19 protein-coding genes are annotated in these 21,757 nt (G+C 66.2%); 7 read left to right on the forward strand and 12 right to left on the reverse strand.

What is annotated here, in order from left to right:
* The first annotated feature begins 5 nt into the window (after positions 1-5).
* Positions 6-1,439, forward strand: coding sequence for a nodulation protein NodH (locus tag GQE99_RS03815; protein WP_161350254.1), 1,434 nt, complete (start codon positions 6-8; stop codon positions 1,437-1,439).
* On the opposite strand, the gene GQE99_RS03820 is transcribed toward GQE99_RS03815, so the two are convergent.
* The 5 genes from GQE99_RS03820 to GQE99_RS03840 all read right to left on the reverse strand — a co-directional run bounded on the left by GQE99_RS03820 (position 1,440) and on the right by GQE99_RS03840 (position 6,689).
* A complete protein-coding gene (locus GQE99_RS03820) occupies positions 1,440-1,904 on the reverse strand; it encodes a PTS sugar transporter subunit IIA (protein WP_161350255.1) in 465 nt (154 codons plus the stop codon).
* 36 nt (positions 1,905-1,940) lie between these two features.
* Entirely contained in the window at positions 1,941-2,516 is a 576-nt protein-coding gene (gene hpf, locus GQE99_RS03825) for a ribosome hibernation-promoting factor, HPF/YfiA family (RefSeq protein WP_161350256.1), read from the reverse strand.
* Between the two features lie 238 nt (positions 2,517-2,754).
* Positions 2,755-3,366, reverse strand: a complete 612-nt coding sequence (locus GQE99_RS03830; protein ID WP_161350257.1) for a ribonuclease D — start codon at positions 3,364-3,366, stop codon at positions 2,755-2,757.
* A 222-nt stretch (positions 3,367-3,588) separates the two neighbouring features.
* Positions 3,589-5,559: a bifunctional 2',3'-cyclic-nucleotide 2'-phosphodiesterase/3'-nucleotidase gene (locus GQE99_RS03835; protein ID WP_161350258.1), complete on the reverse strand. Its 1,971-nt coding sequence runs from the start codon at positions 5,557-5,559 to the stop codon at positions 3,589-3,591.
* A gap of 101 nt (positions 5,560-5,660) precedes the next feature.
* Entirely contained in the window at positions 5,661-6,689 is a 1,029-nt protein-coding gene (locus GQE99_RS03840) for a glycosyl transferase family protein (RefSeq protein ID WP_161350259.1), read from the reverse strand.
* Positions 6,690-6,899: 210 nt separating this feature from the next.
* Here GQE99_RS03840 and cysG point away from each other — a divergent pair, with 210 nt between their 5' ends.
* From cysG to arsJ, 4 genes are all read left to right on the forward strand, one after another.
* The gene (gene cysG / locus GQE99_RS03845) at positions 6,900-8,339 is read left to right on the forward strand and encodes a siroheme synthase CysG (RefSeq protein ID WP_235917095.1); all 1,440 of its coding nucleotides are present in this window, start codon (positions 6,900-6,902) and stop codon (positions 8,337-8,339) included.
* Positions 8,340-8,407: 68 nt separating this feature from the next.
* Positions 8,408-9,406 carry an ArsJ-associated glyceraldehyde-3-phosphate dehydrogenase gene (locus GQE99_RS03850; protein WP_161350260.1) on the forward strand — a complete coding sequence of 333 codons (999 nt, stop codon included), beginning with the start codon at positions 8,408-8,410 and terminating at the stop codon, positions 9,404-9,406.
* Between the two features lie 24 nt (positions 9,407-9,430).
* Positions 9,431-10,465 carry a DUF1036 domain-containing protein gene (locus GQE99_RS03855; protein ID WP_161350261.1) on the forward strand — a complete coding sequence of 345 codons (1,035 nt, stop codon included), beginning with the start codon at positions 9,431-9,433 and terminating at the stop codon, positions 10,463-10,465.
* 4 nt (positions 10,466-10,469) lie between these two features.
* Positions 10,470-11,717 carry an organoarsenical effux MFS transporter ArsJ gene (arsJ, locus tag GQE99_RS03860; protein WP_161350262.1) on the forward strand — a complete coding sequence of 416 codons (1,248 nt, stop codon included), beginning with the start codon at positions 10,470-10,472 and terminating at the stop codon, positions 11,715-11,717.
* Between the two features lie 16 nt (positions 11,718-11,733).
* Here the strand turns inward: arsJ and GQE99_RS03865 are convergent, their stop codons facing one another.
* The 7 genes from GQE99_RS03865 to GQE99_RS03895 form a co-directional block, all read right to left on the reverse strand.
* Positions 11,734-12,474: a CPBP family intramembrane glutamic endopeptidase gene (locus GQE99_RS03865; RefSeq protein ID WP_161350263.1), complete on the reverse strand. Its 741-nt coding sequence runs from the start codon at positions 12,472-12,474 to the stop codon at positions 11,734-11,736.
* A 103-nt stretch (positions 12,475-12,577) separates the two neighbouring features.
* Positions 12,578-13,114, reverse strand: coding sequence for an AAA family ATPase (locus GQE99_RS03870; protein WP_161350264.1), 537 nt, complete (start codon positions 13,112-13,114; stop codon positions 12,578-12,580).
* Positions 13,115-13,211: 97 nt separating this feature from the next.
* Positions 13,212-15,863 carry a TRAP transporter large permease subunit gene (locus GQE99_RS03875; RefSeq protein ID WP_161350265.1) on the reverse strand — a complete coding sequence of 884 codons (2,652 nt, stop codon included), beginning with the start codon at positions 15,861-15,863 and terminating at the stop codon, positions 13,212-13,214.
* Positions 15,864-15,878: 15 nt separating this feature from the next.
* Positions 15,879-16,877: a TRAP transporter small permease subunit gene (locus GQE99_RS03880; RefSeq protein WP_161350266.1), complete on the reverse strand. Its 999-nt coding sequence runs from the start codon at positions 16,875-16,877 to the stop codon at positions 15,879-15,881.
* Between the two features lie 109 nt (positions 16,878-16,986).
* On the reverse strand, positions 16,987-18,075 hold the full coding sequence (locus GQE99_RS03885; protein WP_161350267.1) for a TRAP transporter substrate-binding protein: 1,089 nt from the start codon (positions 18,073-18,075) through the stop codon (positions 16,987-16,989).
* Between the two features lie 205 nt (positions 18,076-18,280).
* A complete protein-coding gene (locus GQE99_RS03890; RefSeq protein WP_161350268.1) occupies positions 18,281-18,931 on the reverse strand; it encodes a ChrR family anti-sigma-E factor in 651 nt (216 codons plus the stop codon).
* Entirely contained in the window at positions 18,928-19,452 is a 525-nt protein-coding gene (locus GQE99_RS03895) for a sigma-70 family RNA polymerase sigma factor (protein ID WP_161350300.1), read from the reverse strand. The genes GQE99_RS03890 and GQE99_RS03895 overlap by 4 nt, the downstream gene beginning before the upstream one ends.
* Before the next feature lie 236 nt (positions 19,453-19,688).
* Here GQE99_RS03895 and GQE99_RS03900 point away from each other — a divergent pair, with 236 nt between their 5' ends.
* A complete protein-coding gene (locus tag GQE99_RS03900) occupies positions 19,689-20,978 on the forward strand; it encodes an NAD(P)/FAD-dependent oxidoreductase (protein ID WP_161350269.1) in 1,290 nt (429 codons plus the stop codon).
* Positions 20,975-21,730, forward strand: a complete 756-nt coding sequence (locus GQE99_RS03905; protein ID WP_161350270.1) for a DUF1365 domain-containing protein — start codon at positions 20,975-20,977, stop codon at positions 21,728-21,730. Before GQE99_RS03900 ends, GQE99_RS03905 begins: the two co-directional genes overlap by 4 nt.
* Positions 21,731-21,757 lie beyond the last annotated feature (27 nt).

Genomic DNA, 21,757 nt, shown 5'->3' on the forward strand with positions numbered 1-21,757 from the left:
CGCTCATGGACCGCCCCTTCGACTACTTCGTCATCCTCGCCGAAATGCGCACGGGGTCCAATTTCCTGGAATCGACGCTGGACGAGTTCCCGGGCCTCACCTGCTACGGCGAGGCGTTCAACCCGTGGTTCATGGTGACACCTGAGACCGAAGACCTGTTCGGCGTCACGATGGAAAGCCGCGACGCGGACCCGATGCACCTGATCGAGGTGTTGAAGGCAAACACCGACGGCATCCCCGGGTTCCGGCTGTTTCACAACCACGACCGCCGGGTCTTCGACCACGTGATGCAGGATGCGCGCTGCGCCAAGGTCATTCTCAACCGCAACCAGGTCGAAGCCTACGTGTCGAAGCAGATCGCGTGGAACACCGACCAGTGGAAGCTCTCGGACCACGCCGACAAGGTGCGCGGGAAGATGAAGTTCCACCCCAAGGACTTCAAGCACCGCTACCACCTGCTCAAGGATCACCAGCGCGACATCCTGCGCCGGCTGCAGGAAAGCGGACAGGCCGCGTTCTACATCGACTACGACGACCTGCGCGACGTGAAGATCATCAACGGGCTGGCGCGGTTTCTGGGTGAAACAGAGACGATCAAGCGGCCCTCGGGCCGGTTCAAGAAGCAGAACCCCGAGCCGCTGGCCGACAAGGTCGAGAACTTCGCGGACCTCGAGCGCACGATCGCCGAGATCGACCGTTACGACCTCGACGCATTGCCGAATTTCGAGCCGGCCCGCGGCCCGTCGGTGCCTACCTTCGTGACCGCCCACGTGGCGCCGATCTGCTTCATGCCGATCCCCGGCGCGCTGGACCAGGAGATCCGCGACTGGCTGGGCGCCGTGGACGACGTGCATCGCGACGTGCTGGACACCGGGTTCACGCAGAAGGAATTCCGGCAATGGAAGAGCGCCCACAAGGGGCATCGGACCTTCACCGTGTTGCGTCACCCGGTCGCGCGGGCGCACGCGGTGTTCTGCCGCTACGTGCTGAACCACACGCCTTGGACGAAATGGGACCTGCGCCACGGGTTGATCGACAAATACGGTCTCGACATCCCTTGGGACACGCCGGTGGGCGACGGATACGACCGTGACCGGCACCGGGGGGCGTTCCTGCAGTTCCTGGATTTCGTGGCCGGATCGCTGGGCGGGTCGAGCGTGCACGGGGTCGAGCCGATCTGGGCGACCCAGGACAACCTGCTTCGCGGGTTCGCGGCCTTCGTGGCTCCCGATCACGTGCTGCGCGAGGACCTCGTCGCCCATGGGCTGGCGATGGTCGCGCTGGAAACCGGGGTGGAGCCGCCGGCGCTGGGCCCGGCGATCGCGGACGAACCCTTCGCGCTGGCGGAGATCTACGACGACACCGTCGAACAGGCCACGCGCGCGGCCTATGCCCGCGACTACATGGCGTTCGGGTTCGACCGCTGGGACGCCGCCTGATCAGGCGGCGTGGCTGGCCTGCGCCTCGGTCAGGATGGTGTGAAGCGTATCCGGGCTGGAATTGGCACGCAGCTTGGCCGTGACCGAGGAATCGCGCATCGTGCGCGACACCAGCGCCAGGGCCTTCAGGTGGTCCACGCCGCCCCCGTCCGGCGCGAAGAGCGCGAACACCAGGTCCACGGGCTGCTTGTCCACCGAATCGAAGTCGACGGGCTTTTCCAGCCGGAAGAAGGCCCCGACCACCCGGTCGAGGCCCGCGATACGCGCGTGCGGCAGGGCGATGCCGTGGCCGACGCCGGTCGGGCCCAGGCTTTCGCGTTCCTGGAGCGCCGCGAAGGCGCCCGCGGAATCGATACCATAGGCCGCGGCGACAACGTCACCAAGGTCCTGAAACAGCCGCTTCTTCGAGGAAGCATTGGCGACCACCTTCACGGCGGCAGGCCGAAGGATTTCGGAAAGTTCCATGAGTCCTACTTGCTTTCCCGCTCTCGCCCGCCCGGGTCAGGAGAGGTTGCCGGGGTCGATCCAACCGATGTTTCCATCATCACGACGATACACAACGTTCACGCCGTTCGACTTTTCGTTCCGGAAGACCAGCACCGGCGCATGGGCCAGTTCCATCTGCATCACCGCTTCGCCGACCGAAAGCGCTGGAATGCGCGTTTCCATTTCGGCGATGATCATGGGTTCCATGCTTTCCGGTTCCGACTCGTCGGGCCCGTCTTCCGCGGCGAGGATATAAGAGGCTCCCTGCAAAACATCAACAGGGTTGGCACGCACCTTGTGATGGTCCTTCAGGCGACGCTTGTAACGGCGCAACTGTTTTTCCATCTTCTCGGCACACTGGTCGAAAGAGGCGTGGATATCGTGCGCGCGGGCCGAGGCCTGGGCGGTGAGGCCGGTGGACAGGTGCACGATCGCCTCGCAGACGAATTCGCTGCCGGCTTTCGAGAAGATCACATGCGCATCGGTCGGGCGTTCGGCGTATTTCTCGACCACGGTGCCGAGGCCGTCCTTGACGTAGACCTGGAGCGCTTCACCGATGTCGATCTGCTTGCCACTGATTTGATACTGCATGGTTCCTCCTCTTGGATGGAAAGCCCCCGTGCCTCAGCGCGAACTGCGCAGGGTCACGAAAAAGGGACGGATTTCAGGGAGTTGTGCGAAGCGCGCCGCCCGGTTGCCCTGGGCGTGGGACGTGCTGTGACACCTTGCGTCACGGCACGAAACAAAGTGCGCGGCCTCATGCATCATGATTATTGAGCGCCCGTTTCCCGGTCTTGTCAATGGCGTTCGGATACTACCTTGGGTTGTATCAGTGCGCGAATATGTCGATCTCCGGCCAGCCCGCGAGGTCAAGCTGCGCGCGCGTCGGGAGGAAATCGAAACAGGCCTGGGCCAGCTCGGTGCGCCCCTCGCGCGCCAGCCGACCGTCGAGCTTTTCACGCAGCCGGTGCAGGTAGAGCACGTCGGAGGCGGCGTAATCGAGCTGGGCTTCGGTCAGTTCGGAGGCGCCCCAGTCGGTCTGCTGCTGCTGCTTGGAGATGTCGACGCGCAACAGTTCCTCGAGCAGGTTCTTGAGCCCGTGGCGATCGGTGTAGGTGCGCACCAGTTTCGATGCGATTTTCGTGCAATAGACGGGCGCCGTGACCACGCCGAACGCGTTCAGCAGCGCCGCGATGTCGAATCGCCCGAAATGGAACAGCTTGAGCACGTCCGGATTCGTGAGCATCGCGGCGAGGTTCGGCGCCTCGGTCTGCCCCTTCTCGACCTGCACGAGGTGGGCGTTGCCGTCGCCGCCGGACATCTGCACGACGCACAGCCGGTCGCGATGCGGGTTCAGCCCCATCGTTTCGCAGTCGATCGCGACGACCGGGCCCAGGTCGAGCCCGTCCGGCAGGTCGCGCTTGTAGAGATGGTTCGCCATGTGCGCCTCCGTTTGCGCCGGTGATAGAGCGCGGGTGACCGGGGATCAACCGCCGCGTCGCCAGTGAGAGGTTCCGCGCTTGGCCCAAGGCGGGCCCGGGGTCCGTCGCGGCTCCAGAATTCTAGAATCCCAGAAAAGTAGAGTTGTGGCAGAACATTGAAAACATGAAAGAAAAAGGGGCGGGGACCGAGATCCCCGCCCGCGTTCCGGATCCTCTCGGGATCACAGCGTGATGCGGAACCGCGCGAACCCGTCCGGGCCTTCGCCGGCCGGGGCGATGTCGACCCCCTGGACGCTCTCCGCGTAGGCGGCCGCCTTGGGGCCGGTGTCGAACAGCACCGTGGTCCCGTCCATCGGCGCGAAGGTCCAGTTGGCATCCGCGCGCGGGTTGATGGTGCCCTGTTCGACGATGTAGCGCACGATCACGTCGCGGTTGGTGTCCGGTCCCTCGAAGATGATCGTGTCGCCCTTGGCGCCCGGGAAGCTGCCGCCCCCTCCTGCGCGATAATTGTTGGTCGCGACGACGAATTCCATGTCGTCCGTCACCGGCGCGCCATCGTGCATCAGGTTCACGATCCGGCTGGCACCCGGGTTCACCTCGGCCCCGTCGGTGTCGAAGCGTGACGGCTGGCTCAGGTCGATCTGGTAGGTCACGCCGTCGATCACGTCGAAATTGTAGGACGGGAAATCCGGGTTCAGGAGCACCTGGTCTGCCGCGCCCGGCGTGACCTGGTTGAACATACCCGCCGAACGTTCCAGCCACCCCTTGAGCTGTGCGCCGGTGATCTTCACCGCCCGCACCGTGTTCGGGTAGAGATAGAGATCGGCCACGTTCTTGATCGCCACCGGCCCCGCGGGCACGTCGGTGTAGTATTCCGGCCCGCCCCGGCCCCCGGCCTTGAAGGGCGCGGCAGCGGACAGGATCGGCAGGCCTTCGTGCTCCGTTCCGGCCATCATCTGCTCGATGTACCAGAGCTGGGCGTTCGACACGATCTGCACGCTGGGGTCGTCTGCCACCAGCGCGAAGTAGCTGTGCAGCGGCGCCGCGGTTTCACCCACCGCGCGGCGCACGTAGGCCAGCGTTTCCTCGTGCTCCTGCTCGACGCTGGCGAGCACCGCGGGCACGTCCTCGACCAACGCGGTCACGCTGCGGTCCTCGTTGCGCTTCGAGATCGGCCGGGCCTCGGTCTCGGCCATCACGACGCGCCATTCGTTGCCGTCCCGCTCCAGCAGCAGGTCGATGACACCCAGGTGCGAGCCCCAGAAGCCGCCCATGACGGCGGGCTTGCCGTGGATCGTGCCGCTCTCGGAATCGACCGCGGCGTAGTCCGCATAGGTCGGTGACGGGAAGACGAGGTGGCTGTGCCCGGTCATCAGGGCGTCGATCCCCTCGACCTCGGCCAACGGGACGCTCGCGTTTTCCATGCCCTCGGCATGATCGGCGGACCCGATGCCCGAGTGGCTGAGCGCGATGACGATGTCGGCGCCCTCCTCGCGGATCTGCGGCACCCAGGCGCGCGCGGTTTCCACGATGTCGCGGGCGGTCACGTTGCCTTCCAGGTGCCGGCGGTCCCAGGTCATGATCTGCGGCGGCACGAAGCCGATGAGCCCGACCTTGATGGGTGCCGTGGTCCCGTCGCCCAGCGTCACCTCGCGCTCGAGGATCACGTAGGGCGGGACGAGGGTCTTGTCGTCGCGCGGGTTGGCGCCCGTTTCTGTCGCCACGTTGGCGGAAACGACCGGGAAGTCGGCGCCGGCCAGTGATTTCATCAGGAAGTCGAGCCCGTAATTGAACTCGTGGTTGCCCAGCGTCGAGGCATCGAAGCCGACGGCGTTCATCGCGGTGATGACCGGGTGCATGTCGCCCTCCTTCATGCCCCGTTCGTAGGCGATGTAGTCGCCCATCGGGTTGCCCTGGAGGAAGTCGCCGTTGTCCACCAGCATGGAATTCACCGCCTCGGCGCGGATGTCCTCGATGATCGCGGCGGTGCGGCTGAGACCCACCGTGTCGACCGGGCGGTCGGAGTAGTAATCATAGGGATAGACATGCACGTGCAGGTCGGTCGTCTCCATGATCCGCAGATGCGCCTGCGCGTTCTGCGCGCGGGCCGAGAACGGGTGCAGCGCGACCAGCGCGGCGCCCGCGGTGCCGGTCATGAAACTGCGCCGGGAAAGGGTGAAGTCCTGAGACATGCTGTCCTCCTGTCAAATTTTCGCGCAAGCGTAGGCGCGAAAGATGACAGCCCGAAGACAGGAAAACCCGCCTTGGCGGATACCGGCCCGATGCCGACGCGTCACTCCGGGGCGAAACGTGAGCGGTCCCGGCCCTCCCAAATGTCGCGGGCCTGCGACCGGGCGTCCCCGGCGCTCGTGGCCCGCCCCATCGTCTTGAGCGTGACCGCCAGCGTCGACAGGATCGCGGCCTCGGCATAGGGATCCGTGTCCCGGCCTTCCCAGACATCGACAAGCCAATCCACCCGCATGTCCTCGTCCGCGGGGGCGTGACCGTCCTCCAGCGTCGCGGGCCAGGTTTCGACCACCGGGTCGGCGGTGCCGTGGGTGGTCCAGACCGGGCACGGCTTGTTCGGCCGCACCTCGATCTCGCCCCCGTCGCCGCGGAACACCGCCATGTTCGGAATGTCGAGGATCTGCGCCGCGCCGGAATGGATGTCGAGGAACCCGCGGTGGAAGATTCCCTGCATGACGGTCGGCGCGTCGAAGGGATTGAGCAGCCGGGTGAAGCTGTTCACCGGCGAGCGCAGGCCCAGCACCGGCTTCAGTTCGATCAGGTCGCGCAGCACCGGCGACAGGGTTTCGAGCGGCATGTAGCTCAGCCCGTGTTGCTCGATCTGGCGGGCCGCGCTGTCGAACCCGTCCGCGACCGGAAGCCCGAACCGGGAGAACACGTCGCGGGTATACACCCGGCCCGGCGTGTGCCCCTCGGCCCCGTGCATCGCCACGCGCACGCCCGATTGCACCAGTGCGAGCAGCGACAGGATGAACCACGGAAGCTGCACGCGCTTGCCCGCGTAGCACGACCAGTCGAGGTCCACCTGCGGCAGGCTTTCGGGTCGCTGGAACGTCGCCCGCGTGCCTTCGACGAAGCCGGCGATCTCTTCCGGCGTCTCTTCCTTCAGCCTGAGCAGCATGAGATAGGCGCCCACCTGCTCGGGCAGCGCCTCGCCCCGCAGGATCATCGCCATCGAATCGCGCGCTTCCTCGAAGGTGAAGGGGCGCTGCTTGGTCTTGCCGCGTGCGAGGATCGCCACGTAGGGCGCGAAGGGGTGCGGGTTGTCCGCGGTGTAAGGGTGGCGGATCGTCATAATCTGCAACCTACGCCGAGCCGCGCGGCGGGTGTAGGGGGCGGCGCAGATAAGAACCGGCGTTTCGCCGCGCCCTGCACGACCGGCCAGTTTTGCGGGCAGAGCGCCCAAGCCAAGACCATCGTCCATGCAGGGCGCCCCCGCGCCGATATTCGTCTTCGCGCCGGGTTTGACTTGTCCCCCGGTTCACGCGACACGGACGATCAGGCAATGAAAGGCAGGTCGATGGACTACCTCCCCATCTTTCTCGAGGTCGCCGGAAAGCGCGTGATCGTGGACGGCGGCACCACCGTCGCGGCCCGCCGGGTCGAGCGGGCGCTGAACGCGGGTGCGCTGGTCGAGGTGTTCGACCCCGACCCGGGCGAGGAAGTGCGCCGGTTCCTGGGCCACGAACGCCTGACGCACCACGCCCGTGTGCCGGTCGAAGCCGATTTCGACGGCTGCCTCGTGGCTTATGGCGCGTCGGAAGAGGCGGAGCGCGACACGCTGCTCCATCGTGCGGCGAAGGCCGCCGGGGCACTGGTCAACGTCGCGGACGAGAAATCCTACTGCGATTTCATCACCCCCTCGGTGGTCGAGCGCGAGCCGATCACGATCGCCATCTCGACCGGCGGCGCGGCCCCCGTGATCGCCCGTATCCTGCGCGCGCGGATGGAAGCGATGCTGCCCGCCGCCTATGGCCGGCTGGCGCTGTTCCTCGCGAAGTTCCGGGGCCGGATCTACGAAGCCGTGCCGAACGGGCGCAACCGCCGAAGGTTCTGGGAGAACCTGATCGAGGGACCCGTGGGCGACGCCTTCCTCGCGGGCGAGGAGGGACTGGCCGAGGAGCGCCTGCACGAGGACCTCGCGCGCGGGTCGGCCGATCTCAGGCATGGCGAGGTCTGGCTCGTGGGCGCGGGGCCGGGCGATCCCGACCTTCTGACCTTCAAGGCGCTGCGCATGATGCAGCACGCCGACGTGGTGCTTTATGACCGGCTGGTGGGCGACGGGATCATCGACCTCGTGCGCCGCGACGCCGAGCGGATCTTCGTCGGCAAGAAGCCCAACGCGCACACGATGACTCAACGCGAGATCACCGACCTGATGATCGAACGCGCGCAGCGGGGGGAACGCGTTCTGCGCCTGAAGGGCGGCGATCCGTTCATCTTCGGGCGCGGCGGCGAAGAACTCGAGGACGTCGCGGCCCACGGCATCCCGGTCGAGGTCGTGCCGGGCATCACCGCCGCGGCGGGCTGCGGGGCGGCGGCCGGTATCCCGCTTACCCACCGCGATCATGCCCAAAGCTGCGTCTTCATCACCGCGCACGGGGCCGGGGGCGTGCTCGATCACGACTGGACCCGGTACGCGCGCAAGGGGCAGACGGTCGTCGTCTACATGGGCCTGAATGCGCTGGGCGAGGTGACGAAGCGTGCGCTCACGCAGGGGGTGGAGCCCGACATGCCGGTCGCCGTGATCGACAACGGCACGCGGCTGGATCAACGGGTCATCCTCGGGCGGCTCGACGATATCGAGGCGAAGGTGGCCGAGGCCGAGCTGCCCGGCCCCGCGCTGATCGTGATCGGCCACGTGGTCACGCTCTATGGCGCGCTCGGGGTCAAGGGCAGCCGCCCGGAGCACCAGATGGAATTGAAGGCCGGGCACGCGCTGTGATCGCCGGGCCTGTCATGGTCCTGTTACGTTGAGCGTCTAACCCGCCACCAGTTCTGCCGGAGGACCACATGACACGCATCGCCATCAACGGCCTTGGCCGGATCGGGAAACTCGTTTTGCGCAGGTTGATCGACGACGGCCTCGACGGCGAGATCGCGCTCCTGAACGACCCCGTCGGCACGCCGGAGATCCACGCGCACCTGCTGGAGTTCGACACGGTGCACGGCCGCTGGGACGCCGGGATCGGGCATGGCGACGACCATCTCACGATCGACGGCCGGACGATCCCGCTCACCGCCTTCCCGACGCTCGAGGATCTGCCGCTCGACGGGATCGACCTGGTCATCGACTGCACGGGCGTCTTCAAGACGCGCGAGAAGCTGGCGCCCTATCATGCAGCCGGTGTGAAGAAGCTGGTGATCTCCGCCCCGGTGAAGGACCCGGACGCGCTGAACGTCGTCTACGGGGTGAACCATCACCTCTACGCGGACCAGGACATCGTCACCGCGGCCTCCTGCACGACGAATTGCCTCGCCCCGGTGGTGAAGGTGATCCACGAGGCGCTGGGCATCCGGCACGGGTCGATCACGACGATCCACGACGTGACCAACACCCAGACCATCGTCGACCGGCCGGCGAAGGACCTGCGTCGCGCACGCTCGGCGCTCAACAGCCTGATCCCGACGACCACCGGGTCGGCGAAGGCGATCACGCAGATCTTTCCCGACCTCGAGGGGCGGCTGAACGGTCACGCGGTGCGGGTGCCGCTGCTGAACGCCTCGCTCACCGACTGCGTGTTCGAGGTGGAGCGCGCGACCAGCGCGGACGAGGTGAACCGCCTGTTCGAGGACGCGGCCCACGGTCCGCTCGAAGGTATCCTGGGTTTCGAGCCCCGGCCGCTCGTCTCGACCGACTACACGAACGACCCGCGCTCTTCGATCGTGGACGGGCCGTCGACGATGGTGGTGAACGGCACTCAGGTGAAAATCTACGCCTGGTATGATAACGAATGGGGCTATGCCTGCCGCCTCGCCGACGTGGCCCGGATGGTTCTGGCATCCATTTGATCCAAAACCATTCCGGGGCCCGCCATGCGTTTCATCCACCTGCTTCTCCCGCTCACCCTGACTCCTGCCGCCGCATTGACAGAGCTCAGCTTCTGCAACGATACCGGCGTCGGCGTGTCCGTCGCGGTGGGATACAGCGGGCCCGGCGACTGGACCTCGGAAGGCTGGTGGAACGTGGAACCGGGGGCCTGCGCGGTGGCGATCCCGGGCGACCTGGACAAGAGCCACTATTACTACCGCGTTGAGTCGCTCGACGTGAATTTCGACCACGACAGTTACATGTTCTGCGCCGCCGACAGGGCGTTCACCATCGTGGGAGACACCGGGTGCGAGGCGCGCGGTCACCGGCGTGAGGGGTTCAACGAAATCCGGACCGGCGGACAGGCGTCCTATACCGTGAGCATCGGGCCCGGGCGCGACCCGGAAGAGGACATCATCTACCCCGACGAAGAGGTCGGCCATGACAGCGCGGCCTCCGACGTGGTGATGGACCCGCCCGGCACCCACGGCGAGCCCTACTCGATCACCGGCATCCTGTCGCATTGCGACGTGTTCGATGCCGGGATGCAGTGCACCGTGCTGTCGGATGGCTGGCTCTACACCACCGACAGTTACGGGCCGACGCCGCTGCCGCTTCTGGAAGAGATCATGGAAACCGGGCGGAACGTACCGATCACCATCCGGGGCGACCTGATGGATTACGCGGGCGCGCAGGCCAACGTGACGATCCGTGATTATACCTTGGGATATCCCGACGCCTACACGGTCGAGCGCGACATGATGGAGGGGTTCTGGACCTCGGCGGACGACCCGACCTACCAGGTGCTCATCCACGGTTCGATGTTCGAGGAATATTACGACGGCCGGCCCGACATGGCGGCCTTCATGTTCTACCAATGGGGCTGCGACAGCGCCTTCGACGGACAGATCGCGTTCCAGCTCGTCTCCTGGGACGGCAACGAACAGCGCTGCGCGGCCATCGAGTACGTGGAGCCGGGGCGGATGAGCATCTGGGTCGCGGGTACGATGCGGCCCCTCAGCTTCTTCAGGACGCAGTGACACGATGAGCGACACCACCGGACGCCCGGAAAACCCCCTTGCCGCCTACGTCGCGGTGACCGCGGCCTACTGGGCGTTCATGCTGACCGACGGCGCGCTCCGGATGCTGGTGCTCCTGCATTTCCATGAGCTGGGCTTCTCTCCGATCACGCTGGCCTGGCTCTTCCTGCTCTACGAGATCGCGGGGATGGTCACGAACCTGTCGGCGGGCTGGATCGCGGCGCGGTTCGGGCTGACCACGACGCTCTACGTCGGGCTGGGCATCCAGGTGGTCGCGCTCGTCGCGCTGTCGCGGCTCGACCCCGGTTGGACGGTCGCGCTGTCGGTGCCCTTCGTGATGGTGGTGCAGGGGATGTCGGGCGTGGCCAAGGACCTGGCCAAGATGTCGTCGAAATCCGCCGTGAAGATCCTGGCCCCCGCGGCCGATGGCGGTCTCTTCCGCTGGGTCGCGGTGCTCACCGGGTCGAAGAACGCGGTGAAGGGCGTGGGCTTCTTCCTGGGCGCGGGGCTGCTGGCCGTGATCGGGTTCGAGGCGGCGGTCCTGGCGATGGCCGCGGTGCTCGCGGTGATCCTGGTCGCGGTGGTTCTGTTCATGCCTTCCGGGCTGCCCAAAGGCTCTAAATCGGCCAAATTCGCCCAGGTTTTCTCCAAGGACCCCAAGATCAACCGGCTGTCCCTGGCCCGCATGTTCCTGTTCGGCGCGCGGGACACGTGGTTCGTGGTGGGCATCCCGATCTATTTCCACGCGCTGCTCGACGACGGAACGCCCGAAGGCGCGCGAAACGCGTTCTTCCTTGTCGGCGGTTTCATGGCGCTGTGGATCATCGCCTATGGCGCGGTGCAGGCGGGGGCGCCGCGGATACTGGGCCGCGCGGCGCACGAGGGGCCGGTTGCCACCCGGCTCGCCATCCGGTGGGTGTCGGTGCTGACCGCGATCATCGCCGGGCTGGCCGTGATCGCGCTCGTCCCGGGCGACTGGGTGGCGCCGGTGATCGTCGCGGGGCTTCTGGCCTTCGGTTTCGTCTTCGCGATCAACTCGTCGCTGCACTCCTACCTGATCCTCGCGTTTTCGCAGGCGGAGCGGGTGACGATGGACGTGGGGTTCTACTACATGTCGAACGCCGCCGGGCGGTTGGTGGGAACGCTCCTGTCCGGGGTCAGCTACCAGTTGGGCGGCCTGCCCCTGTGCCTCGCCACGGCGGCGGTGATGGCGGGGGCGAGCTTCCTGTCGGCGCGGCGGCTCACGGCCTGACGACGCGCCCCAGGTCTCAGATCCAGCCCGCGATGCTCGGGACGAGAAGAACCAGCACCATCAGGTTGCCCAGCCCGTGGATGCCGATTCCGATCCACGTGTTGCGGTACCGCTGGACGAGGAACGGGATCGTCAGGCTGATCGGCATCAGGGTGACGAAGTTCCAGCGCATGAAGGCGTGAATGAGCAGGTTCCAGCACAGCCCGTTGACCAGCCACGCGTACTTCCCGAACACGCGCTCCTGCAACGGCAGGGCATAGCCGCGCCAAAGCAGTTCTTCCCCGCCGATGTTGACCACGAGCCATCCAAGCCAGAACAGGATGAGCCACCAGTTGCCCTCGACGGGTGCACCGAAGAACGTGGTCAGCCCCGCCTCGAGGCTCAGCGTGGGGTCGAACAGCTCCGGTATGATCACGGGCGGGGCAAAGAAGGCGAATTGCGCGAAGAATGCGCCGGTTCCGGACAGGAGAACTTCGAAGACCTGCAGGACGACGAGGGCGGCAAGAATGATGCCCCAGTCCTTCCCGCGCAGTTTTCCAAGACGAAACCGGCTTCGAAACGACTCGTCCGGATGTGTCCTGCGCCACCGCGCCACGGCCCAGCCGAGCAACAACACGATTGGCAGCCACAGGGCGGCGGTCCAGCTGACGATGAGCGGGAGGCCCAGGTCGTTCGCGATTGGCACGCCGACATAGAGGCCGACGAAAATGATGAAGCCGGGGATGCCGAAAAAGGCCAGGGTGCGCAGGAGAGTCATCCGCGCAACAAACAGCGTAATCCCGGGACCGTCAACGCGCGTTCAACGGTCTGATCGGTCTCGAAAAAATCCGGTCATGCGCGGTTTCCGCATGATGCAGAGGTCAGGTCGTGGCGATCCAGTCGGCGATGGTTTCGGCGCATTCCTCGGCGGTGAGCTCGGTCGTGTCGAGCTCGAGCACGTGGTCCGCGTCGCCTCCGATCAGGATCTGCCCTTCTTCGTGGTACTGGAGCGCCAGCGCCCGTTTGCGCGACTTGCGCATCGCCTCGCGCCCGGCCGAGCCGATGCGGCGGGCATTCTCGTCCGGGTCGCAGTGGACGTGGACCACGTAGAGCGGCCCGCGCGCCTCGGCGAGATTGCGAATCCGGGTCCAGGCCTCGGCCGACCAGTCGGAGCCTTCGCGCAGGGCGTCGGTCATGATCAGCGGAACCTCCGGATCGAGCTCGGCGATGCGGGCATCCGCGATGTCCCAGACCGCGCGCACGGTGTCGTAGAAAGCGGGGCTTTTGAAATCGGTGAGCGCGTAGGCGAGGTTCATCTGGGTGTGAACGTCGAGGAGCCGGCCCCCGAGCCGGTCCTGAAGCGCCTGTCCGATGGTGAGTTTCCCGGTGCCGGGGAAGCCGTTGAGAAAGATAAGCATGGGCGGATCATGGCCCGAATCGTGGCCGGTGCCAAAAGGAAAACCGGCGCGGAGCGGGTCCGCGCCGGTTTCTTTCGTTTGCCCGATCCGTTGCGGATCAGAAGTTGAGCGACACGTCGCGGTGGCGCGCCGTGCAGGCGGCCAGTGCCAGGGCCTGTTCCCGGGTGAATCGCTCCTGCGACCGGATCCCGAGCGTGCCCTCGATGCCCTCGACGTAGGCGCGGATGCCCGGAAGCAGCGATGCGGCATCCGTGCGCCACTGCTGCTGGGCCGCGTATTCCGCCAGCGCCTCTTCGTAGTCGGCGAGGGCCGCGTCACGGTCGACCTCGTCCTCGTCGATTTCGCGACGGGCACTGGCCAGCGCCGACTCGACGTCGCCCGCGCCCGGCACCGCGTCGATCAGGTCCTCGATCTCCTCGATGCGCTCGGCGTCCGCTTCGCCCTGGCCGGTCTCGATCAGGTCGCGCACGTCGTTGAGCGGGCCTTCGAGCGCCGCGTAGGCCTCGTTCGCCTCGAGGATCGCCAGGATCTCGGCGGCATCTTCGTAGGCGTTGTCGGCCGCGCGCCGGTAGAGGTTGCGCGCCCGGTCCTCGGCCGCCGTGAGTTCGGCGAAGGAATCGTGAACCTCTTCCCAGTCCTCGGGAATCCGGGCCTCGACCTCGGCGAGCTCCTCGTCGATTTCCGCGATGCGCGCTTCGAGCGTGGCGCGGTCCGGATGGTCCTGAGCCATGCGGCTGATGCGCGTCGCGTCTTCCTCCCGCTCCTCCTCGAGGCTGCGGATCTGCTTTTGCAGGTTGCGCACGAGGGTGAGCTGCGGGCGATAGTCGACCGCGGCCTCCATGACGGCGTCGTCGGCCTCGGCGATGGCGTCCATCTGGGCCAGCGCTTCCCCGGCGGCGGCGATGCCGTCGGCGAAGTCGTCACGCAGGTCCTCGGGCAGCGCTTTCAGGTCGAGCTGGCGCGCGGCCTCGATCGCCTCGGAGGTCGACGGGTCGCTGGAGAGTTCCTTGGCGACGTATTCCTCGAGGCAGAGCTGGAGCTGCGGGTTGCGCGGCGGCGGGGCCGTTTCGCTGAGCAGGCTCACGCGGCTGGGCAGGTAGTTCACCAGCGGCGGGTAGGCACCGACGATGGCCAGCGCGATGAGCTGCAACAGGATGAACGGGATCACGCCGCGATAGATCTGGAGCGTCTTGACCACCGCCGGGGCGACGCCGCGCAGGTAGAACAACGCGAAGCCGAAGGGTGGTGTCAGGAACGAGGTCTGGATGTTCAGACCGATCATAACGCCCAGCCACACCGCGGTGACGTTTGCGCCCGGGTCCGACAGCAGGATCGGCGCCACGATGGGCACCACGACCACGGCGATCTCGATGAAGTCGAGGAAGAAGCCGAGGACGAAGATCACGAGCATGACGATGATGAACTGGGTCCAGAACCCGCCCGGCATGCCGTTCAGGAACTCGCGCACCAGCTCTTCGCCGCCGAAGCCGCGGAAAGCGGCGGTCAGCATCGCCGCGCCCAGCAGGATGATGAAGACGAGCGAGGTTGTCTTCGCCGTCTCGAGCATCACCGCCTGAAGCGTGTTGTCGATGCGGAAGGACCGGATCGCCGACCAGATCAGCGCGATGATCAGCAGCACCGTCGCGACCGCGCCGATGCCGATGCCGATGGAATCCTGCTGTGAATCCACCGCCTTCACGTTCATCTCGAAATTCGACAGCGCAACGATCAGCAGGCCGATGGACACAATCGCCAGGAGCGCCGGTCCATACATGAACTTGGTGTCTTTGCCGGGCAGGCGGTAGGAGGCCATGATCAGCGCGCCCGCCGCCCCGATGGCGCCGGCCTGGTTCACCGTGGCGATGCCGCCGATGATGGAGCCGAGCACGAGGAAGATCAGCGCGAGCGGCGGCACGAGGATGAGCAGCACCTGGCCCCAGAAGGCGGCGTTGTACTTGGTGCTCTTGTCGTGCACGGCCGGCGCGGCCTTGGGCCGGATCAGCGCGTAGATCAGGATGTAGGTCATGTAGATGCCGACGAGGACGAGCCCGGGGATGAGCGCGCCCAGGAACATCTCGCCCGCCGAGGTGCCGGAGACGTCGAAGATCGACGGCATCTGGAGTTCCCCGGTGGCTTCCTTGTGCAGCGACTTGCGCAGGGTCGAGGCCTGGTCGGCCGCGCTCGCAAGCTGGTCGGCGAGGATGATGAGCACGATCGACGGCGGGATGATCTGTCCCAGCGTGCCCGAAGCGGCGATGGTGCCGGTGGCCAGCGGCGTCGAGTAGTTCGAGCGCAGCATCGCCGGGAGAGAGATCATGCCCATCGCGACCACGGTCGCACCGACGATGCCGGTGGTGGCGGCAAGCAGCGCGCCCACGAAGACGACCGAGATGCCCAGGCCGCCCGGGACCGGGCCGAAGAGCTGCGCCATCGTGACCAGCAGGTCCTCGGCGATCTTCGAGCGCTGGAGCATGATGCCCATGAAGATGAAGAGCGGGATGGCGATGAGCGTATCCCTCTCGACCTCCCAGTAGACCCCTCGGAGGTTTGTCACCCCGGCCGTGAGCCATTCCTGCGGCCCGCCTGAGTGGAAGAAGGCGTCCGTGTTGTCTGCGAATATCCAGCCGGTCAGCGCGGCGAGCCCGATCGTGATGATCGCGGCGCCGGGCAGCGCGAAGGCCACCGGGTAGCCCGAGCCCAGCGCGCCGGCCATGATGACGACGAGAAGAATGAGGAAGAAGATTTCCATGGTCGCGGCGCCCCCTTAGTGTCCGCCGGCCGGGGCCGGTTCCCGGTGCCCCGGTTCGTCGCGTGCGTCCGCGACGGCATCGAAGAAGTAGCTGACGAACTGGATCAGCATGGTCACGCCGAAGAGCCCGATGAAGGCCGCCATCTGGTATTTCACGAACATCCCGTAGGGCCCGGCCTGGCTGACCTCGTAGTTGGCCAGCGGCGCGTTCACGATGGATTGCGGTCCGTTCAGCCCGATGGCGAGGATCACCCAGACGGTGCTCATGCCGAGCAGGATCGTCCCGAACGCGTTGAAGAAGCCCTTCCGCGTGCGCCCGAAGCCGGCATAGAGGATGTCGACGCGCACGTGGCCTTCGTCGAACAGCGTATAGGCCGACGCGAACAGGAAGAGCGCGGCGTACCAGTAGCGCACCAGGTCGCCCATCAGCGCCTGTTCATAGGAAAAGACGAAGCGCGACACCACGATCAGAAGCTCGGCGGCCACGATCAGCAGCGCGAGCCAGACGAAGCCCAGCGTGCGGGTGAACAGCGCGAAGATGAAGGCGAAGACGATCAGCGGTGCGTGGACCCAGGGCCCGACCCAGTTCGAGCGCGCCAGGTTGCGCGACGCGGTTTCGCCCAGGAGCGGCGCGATCAGGTCTTCCGTGCGCAGGAAGGCGATCGTGGCGTCGAAAACGCCGACCAGGAAGACCGACCAGAACAGCGCCCTGATCAGGTAGACGTTGAACGTGTGCACCCGGTGCGCGTCCCAGCGGATCGCGCGGTCCTGTGTCGTCAGCACGAAGCCCGCCGTGATCACCACCGCGACGACGTAGAGCGCCACGTGGACCCAGGCGAGCCCGGCCCCCTCGGCGCCCCAGTTGCGCAGGCCCGGAAAGTCGAAATAGACGACAAGCACGTTGTTGATCAGCATCGCGGCCAGGACACCGAGCGAGATCCACCCGAACAGACGTTGGGGGATCGCCGGTCGCCCGTGGCGCGGAATTTCTGTGTGATCGAAGACCTCGGTCAATGGTCCCTCCCTGGACGCATATCCTGCCTGATTGCGCGCTGCTTTAGCAGAAAAAAAGCGGGACCAAAGCCCCGCTTTCGCTTTTTTCAAGTCGTTTCGCGCATCGCGATCAACCGATACCCATGATCCGGTTGCGGTTGTCCACGAACTGACCTTCGAACAGTGCGATACCGCGGCCGTAGTTGCGCATGGTTTCCTGCGCGCTTTCGTTCACGCGCGCGGCGAGATCCGAGTGCGCGGCGGTCTCTTCGAAGACTTCCATCGCGGCTTCGCCCATCGCGTCCCACACGTCCTCGTTGAACGAGCGGACCTCGACGCCCTGCTCGTCCTGGAGACGCTGCAGGTATTCGCCGTTGAGTGCCGTGGCTTCGTAGTAGCTGTTGGCGTTCTCTTCGAGCGCAGCGGCGGTGATGATCGCACGCTGGGTGTCGGACAGGCCCGACCACCACGACTTGTTCGAGGTGAGCGAGAGCTGCGCGCCCGGCTCGTGCATGCCGCCGGTGTAGTAGTACTGGGCGGCCTCGTAGAACTTCATGAAGTAGTCGTTGTACGGACCGACCCATTCGGTCGCTTCGATCGAGCCGGACACGAGGTTCTCGTAGATCTGGCCGCCCGGCAGCGACACGGTCGAGGCGCCGAGCTTCGAGAGCACCTGGCCACCAAGGCCCGGGATACGCATCTTCAGACCCTTGAGGTCATCCGGATCCTCGATTTCCTTGTTGAACCAGCCGCCGGCCTGGGTGCCGGTGTTGCCGGCCGGAAGACCGTAGAGGCCGAACTGGTCCTGCACTTCGTCCCACAGGGCGCGGCCTTCGCCGTAGATGCACCAGGCGTTGATTTCGGCAAAGGTCATGCCGAACGGCACGGCGGTGAAATAGGCGAGCGCCGGGTGCTTGCCGGTCCAGTAGTAGTCGGCGCCGATGTAGGCCTGCGAGTTGCCGCTGGCCACTTCGTCGAACACGTCCAGCGCGCCGACACGTTCGCCGGCGGCGAAGTATTCGGTCTGGATCGCGCCGTCGGACAGTTCGGTGATCCGGGATGCGAGACGCTGCGCCGACACACCGAGGCCCGGGAAGTCACGGGGCCAGGTCGACACGATGGTCATCGTTGTGGCGTTCGACTGCGCAACCGCCGGCGCGGCCAGAGCGGTGCCGGCGGCGCCGAGTGCGGCGCCCTTCAGAAACTTACGACGTTCCATGGTTCCTCCTCCAAGTAAGACGTCTAGTCTTTTTCTTTTTTACGGTACGGGCTCCCGACCCGCGACCTGCCTCACCCTACCCGGAACTATCGGTATTTCAAACGAAAAGACCTGCGGCAATTGGTCAAAATGCCCGCAGGTCGCAACGGAAACCCCCCGCATACGGGAAACTACGTATGCGGGGGGCGGAATTTTACGAATTCGTTCAGATCGCGAAGAGCGGTTGCAGGATTCTGGGCACGAGACCCGAGAACCGCAGCGGCGCGTCGGTGGCCGCAAGGCAGATGCAATCGTCGCCCGGGTCCGCCGTGGGGATGTGTTCGAGCTCGTCGTTCGCGATCTCGACGTCGCCCACGTCGAAGTGGCCGGTGGTGTCCGAGAACCCGCCCTGCAGGACGAGCGTCAGCTCGAGCCCGCCGTGGCTGTGTTCCGGCACCGGGCGCCCGGCGGGGATGTGAAGCAGGCGGGCCGACCCTTCGCGCCCCATGTCGACGATGCACTGGCGCACGCCGCCGCCGATGCTTTTCCAGCGCGGGGCCTTGCCCTTGAGGGCGGCCATCACAGGGCCGGGGTAGATGCCGTCGCGCGGGGTTTCGTCCGTCTCGGGGTCGTCGAGGTCGATCGCGTCGTCGAGCGCGCCGAGCACGCGGTCGCGCAGGTCGCCCGAGAGCGGTTCCTCGGCGATGTTCTCCAGCACCGCGCCCCCGGCCGCCTGGTGGGCGAGGTAGTTCGCACGGCAGGAATCGCACATCGACACGTGTGTCGCCACCACGAGCGCGAACGGCTTCGGCAGCGTGCCCGCCACGTAGGATGCCATCAGTGCATCCGGAATGTGATGAGAGATCCTTTCGGTCATTCCTGTCTCAAGTCCTTCAATTCATGTCTCAGGCGTTCCAAGCCCAAACGGATGCGCGACTTGATCGTTCCCAGCGGGAGGCCCGTCGTCTCGGCGATGTCGCTGTGCGACAACTCACCGAGATACGCCTTCTCGATCATCTCGCGCTGATCCGGGTTCAGCCGGTTCAGCGCTTCGCGCAGGACATCCGTTTCCTGTTCCAGTGCGAGGACCTGGCCCGCGTCGGGCTCGGTCTCGGTTTCTTCGGCCTTGAGCGCCTCCGGCAGGGGACGCCCGTTCTTGCGCGCGATGTCGATCTGCCGGTTCCGGGCGATCTGGTAGATCCAGCTCGACACCTGGGCCCGTTCCGGATCGAAAAGGTGCGCCTTGCGCCAGACCGACAACATCACGTCCTGCACGATGTCCTCGGCCTGGCCAGGGGCGGCCCCCGACCGGATCACGAAGCCCTTCAGCCGCGGCGCGAAATGATCGAACAGCTGGGCGAAGGCCCGTTTGTCGCGCTGGTCCCGGATCGCGAGCATCCAGAGCGTCTGCTCCGAAAACGGCTTTCCGTTCGATGTTTTCGTCGGCACGCGGCGCGTCTTCCCTTCGCCAGAATCCGACAAGGAAAGCCCCACGGGCGGGGCGACCTCATCGGCATGAATGGTTTCGTCAACACGCAGCATACCCGAGTTACGCCGTGCTGAGAAACATGGATCAGTTTTGATCCGTATCTTTTTTGGCGGCGTAAATCAGCCCGTAACAACGAGGAATTGGAATGTCGCTCGACGTACCCCCCACCCGGCCCCAACGCATTGCCGTCATCGGCGGCGGGGTCTCCGGTCTTGCCGCCGCATGGCTTCTGGCGCCGCAGAACAACGTGACGCTCTACGAGGCGGAGCCGCGCCTTGGCGGGCACGCGCGGACCGTCATGGCCGGGCGCAACGGCAATCAGCCGGTCGACACCGGGTTCATCGTGTTCAACCACGTGAACTACCCGCATTTCACCCGGATGCTGGATGCGCTCGACGTGCCGGTGGCGAAGTCGGACATGAGCTTCGGCGCCACCATCGACGGCGGCGCGATCGAGTATTCGCTGCAATCGGTGAACGCGGTGTTCGGCCAGCGCCGCAATCTTGCGCGCCCTGCGTTCCTGGGCATGATTCGCGACCTCGTGCGCTTCAATGCCGAGGCCGAGGCGGCCGCGACCTCGGACGACGTGACCATCGCCGACCTGGTGGGCGAGCTGGGGCTGGGGGACTGGTTCTCGCGCTATTACCTGATGCCGATGTGCGGGGCGATCTGGTCCACCCCAACGATGGACGTGGGGGCGTTTCCGGCGCGAACGCTGGTCAACTTCTTCAAGAACCATTCGCTTCTCAGCCGTGAGCAGCACCAGTGGATGACCATCGACGGCGGATCGGTGGAATACGTGCGCCGCCTGACCGCCGACCTGCGGGTGCGCGGCGTGGACCTGCGCCCCGGCACGCCGGTGAAGACGGTCGAGCGCGCGCCGGGCCGGGTCACGGTGCGGGCCCACGGCGCGCTGCCCGAGACCTTCGACCAGGTGATCTTCGCCACCCATTCCGACGATGCGCTGCGCCTGCTCGACACGCCGACCGAGGCCGAGCGCGCCGCGCTGGGCAACCTGACCTACCAGGACAACCGTGCTATTCTGCACGACGACGTGCGCCAGATGCCGCGCCGCCGCCGCTGCTGGTCGTCCTGGACGTACAAGGCCGACACGGCGGGCGACCACACACGCATCGGGGTGAGCTACTGGATGAACCGGCTTCAGAACATTCCCCATGACGACCCGCTCTTCGTAACGCTGAACCCGTCGGACGACATCCCGGACTCGGCGATCTACGACGAGAACACCTTCCGCCACCCGGTCTTCGACCGCGCCGCCCTGCGCGCCCAGAACGCGCTGCGCGAGATCCAGGGCGAGAACGGGACGTGGTTCGCGGGTGCCTATACCCGCCACGGTTTCCACGAGGACGGCTTCGCCTCGGCCGTGTCCATCGCCGAGCAGCTCCAGCCGTTCGAGGACGTGGTGGCCGCATGACCTTCGCCCCCCGCCATATGCGCGGTGAGACGATGCACGCGCGCAAGGACGGGATCCGCAACCGGTTCCGCTACGGGGTGGACTACGTCCTGATCGACCCCGAGGACGACCGGGGCGTGCCGCCGCTCTTTTCCCGCAACGCGCCGGGGCTTTTCTCGCTCCATGACCGTGACCACGGCGGCGCGCGGGGCAACGGGACCGGCGCGGCCTGGGCGCGGCAGGTGCTGGAGAATGCCGGGCTCGACACGGAGGGCGTGACGCTGCGGCTGCTCGCCCAGCCGCGCTTCTTGGGCTTCTGGTTCAACCCGGTCGCCTTCTGGCTGGCCTTGCGTGGCAACGACCTCGTCGCGGTGATCGCCGAGGTGAACAACACGATGGGCGATCGCCATTCCTACCTCTGCGCGCATGACGATTTCGCCCCCATCGGGCCGAAGGACGTTCTGACCTCGCAGAAGGTGTTCCACGTCTCGCCGTTCCAGGAGATCGCGGGGCATTACCGCTTCCGCTTCGCCGTGGACGACGACGGCATCGACATCGTCATCGACCTGGTGGACGGCAACAAGGGCCTGATCGCCACGCTCAAGGGCCCGCTCGTGCCGCTCACGGGGGGGTCGGTCCTGACGATGGCCGTGCGCCGCCCCGCCGGTGCGCTTCGGGTCATGGCGCTGATCCTGTGGCAGGCGGCCAAGCTGAAGGCGAAGGGTGCCACCTTCCGCCGCCGTCCCGCACCGCCCGTCGAAGACGTCACCTGACCGGGAACGCGCCGGTTTTGCGCAGCG

This window comes from Maritimibacter harenae, assembly GCF_009882975.1.
GTDB lineage: Bacteria > Pseudomonadota > Alphaproteobacteria > Rhodobacterales > Rhodobacteraceae > Maritimibacter > Maritimibacter harenae.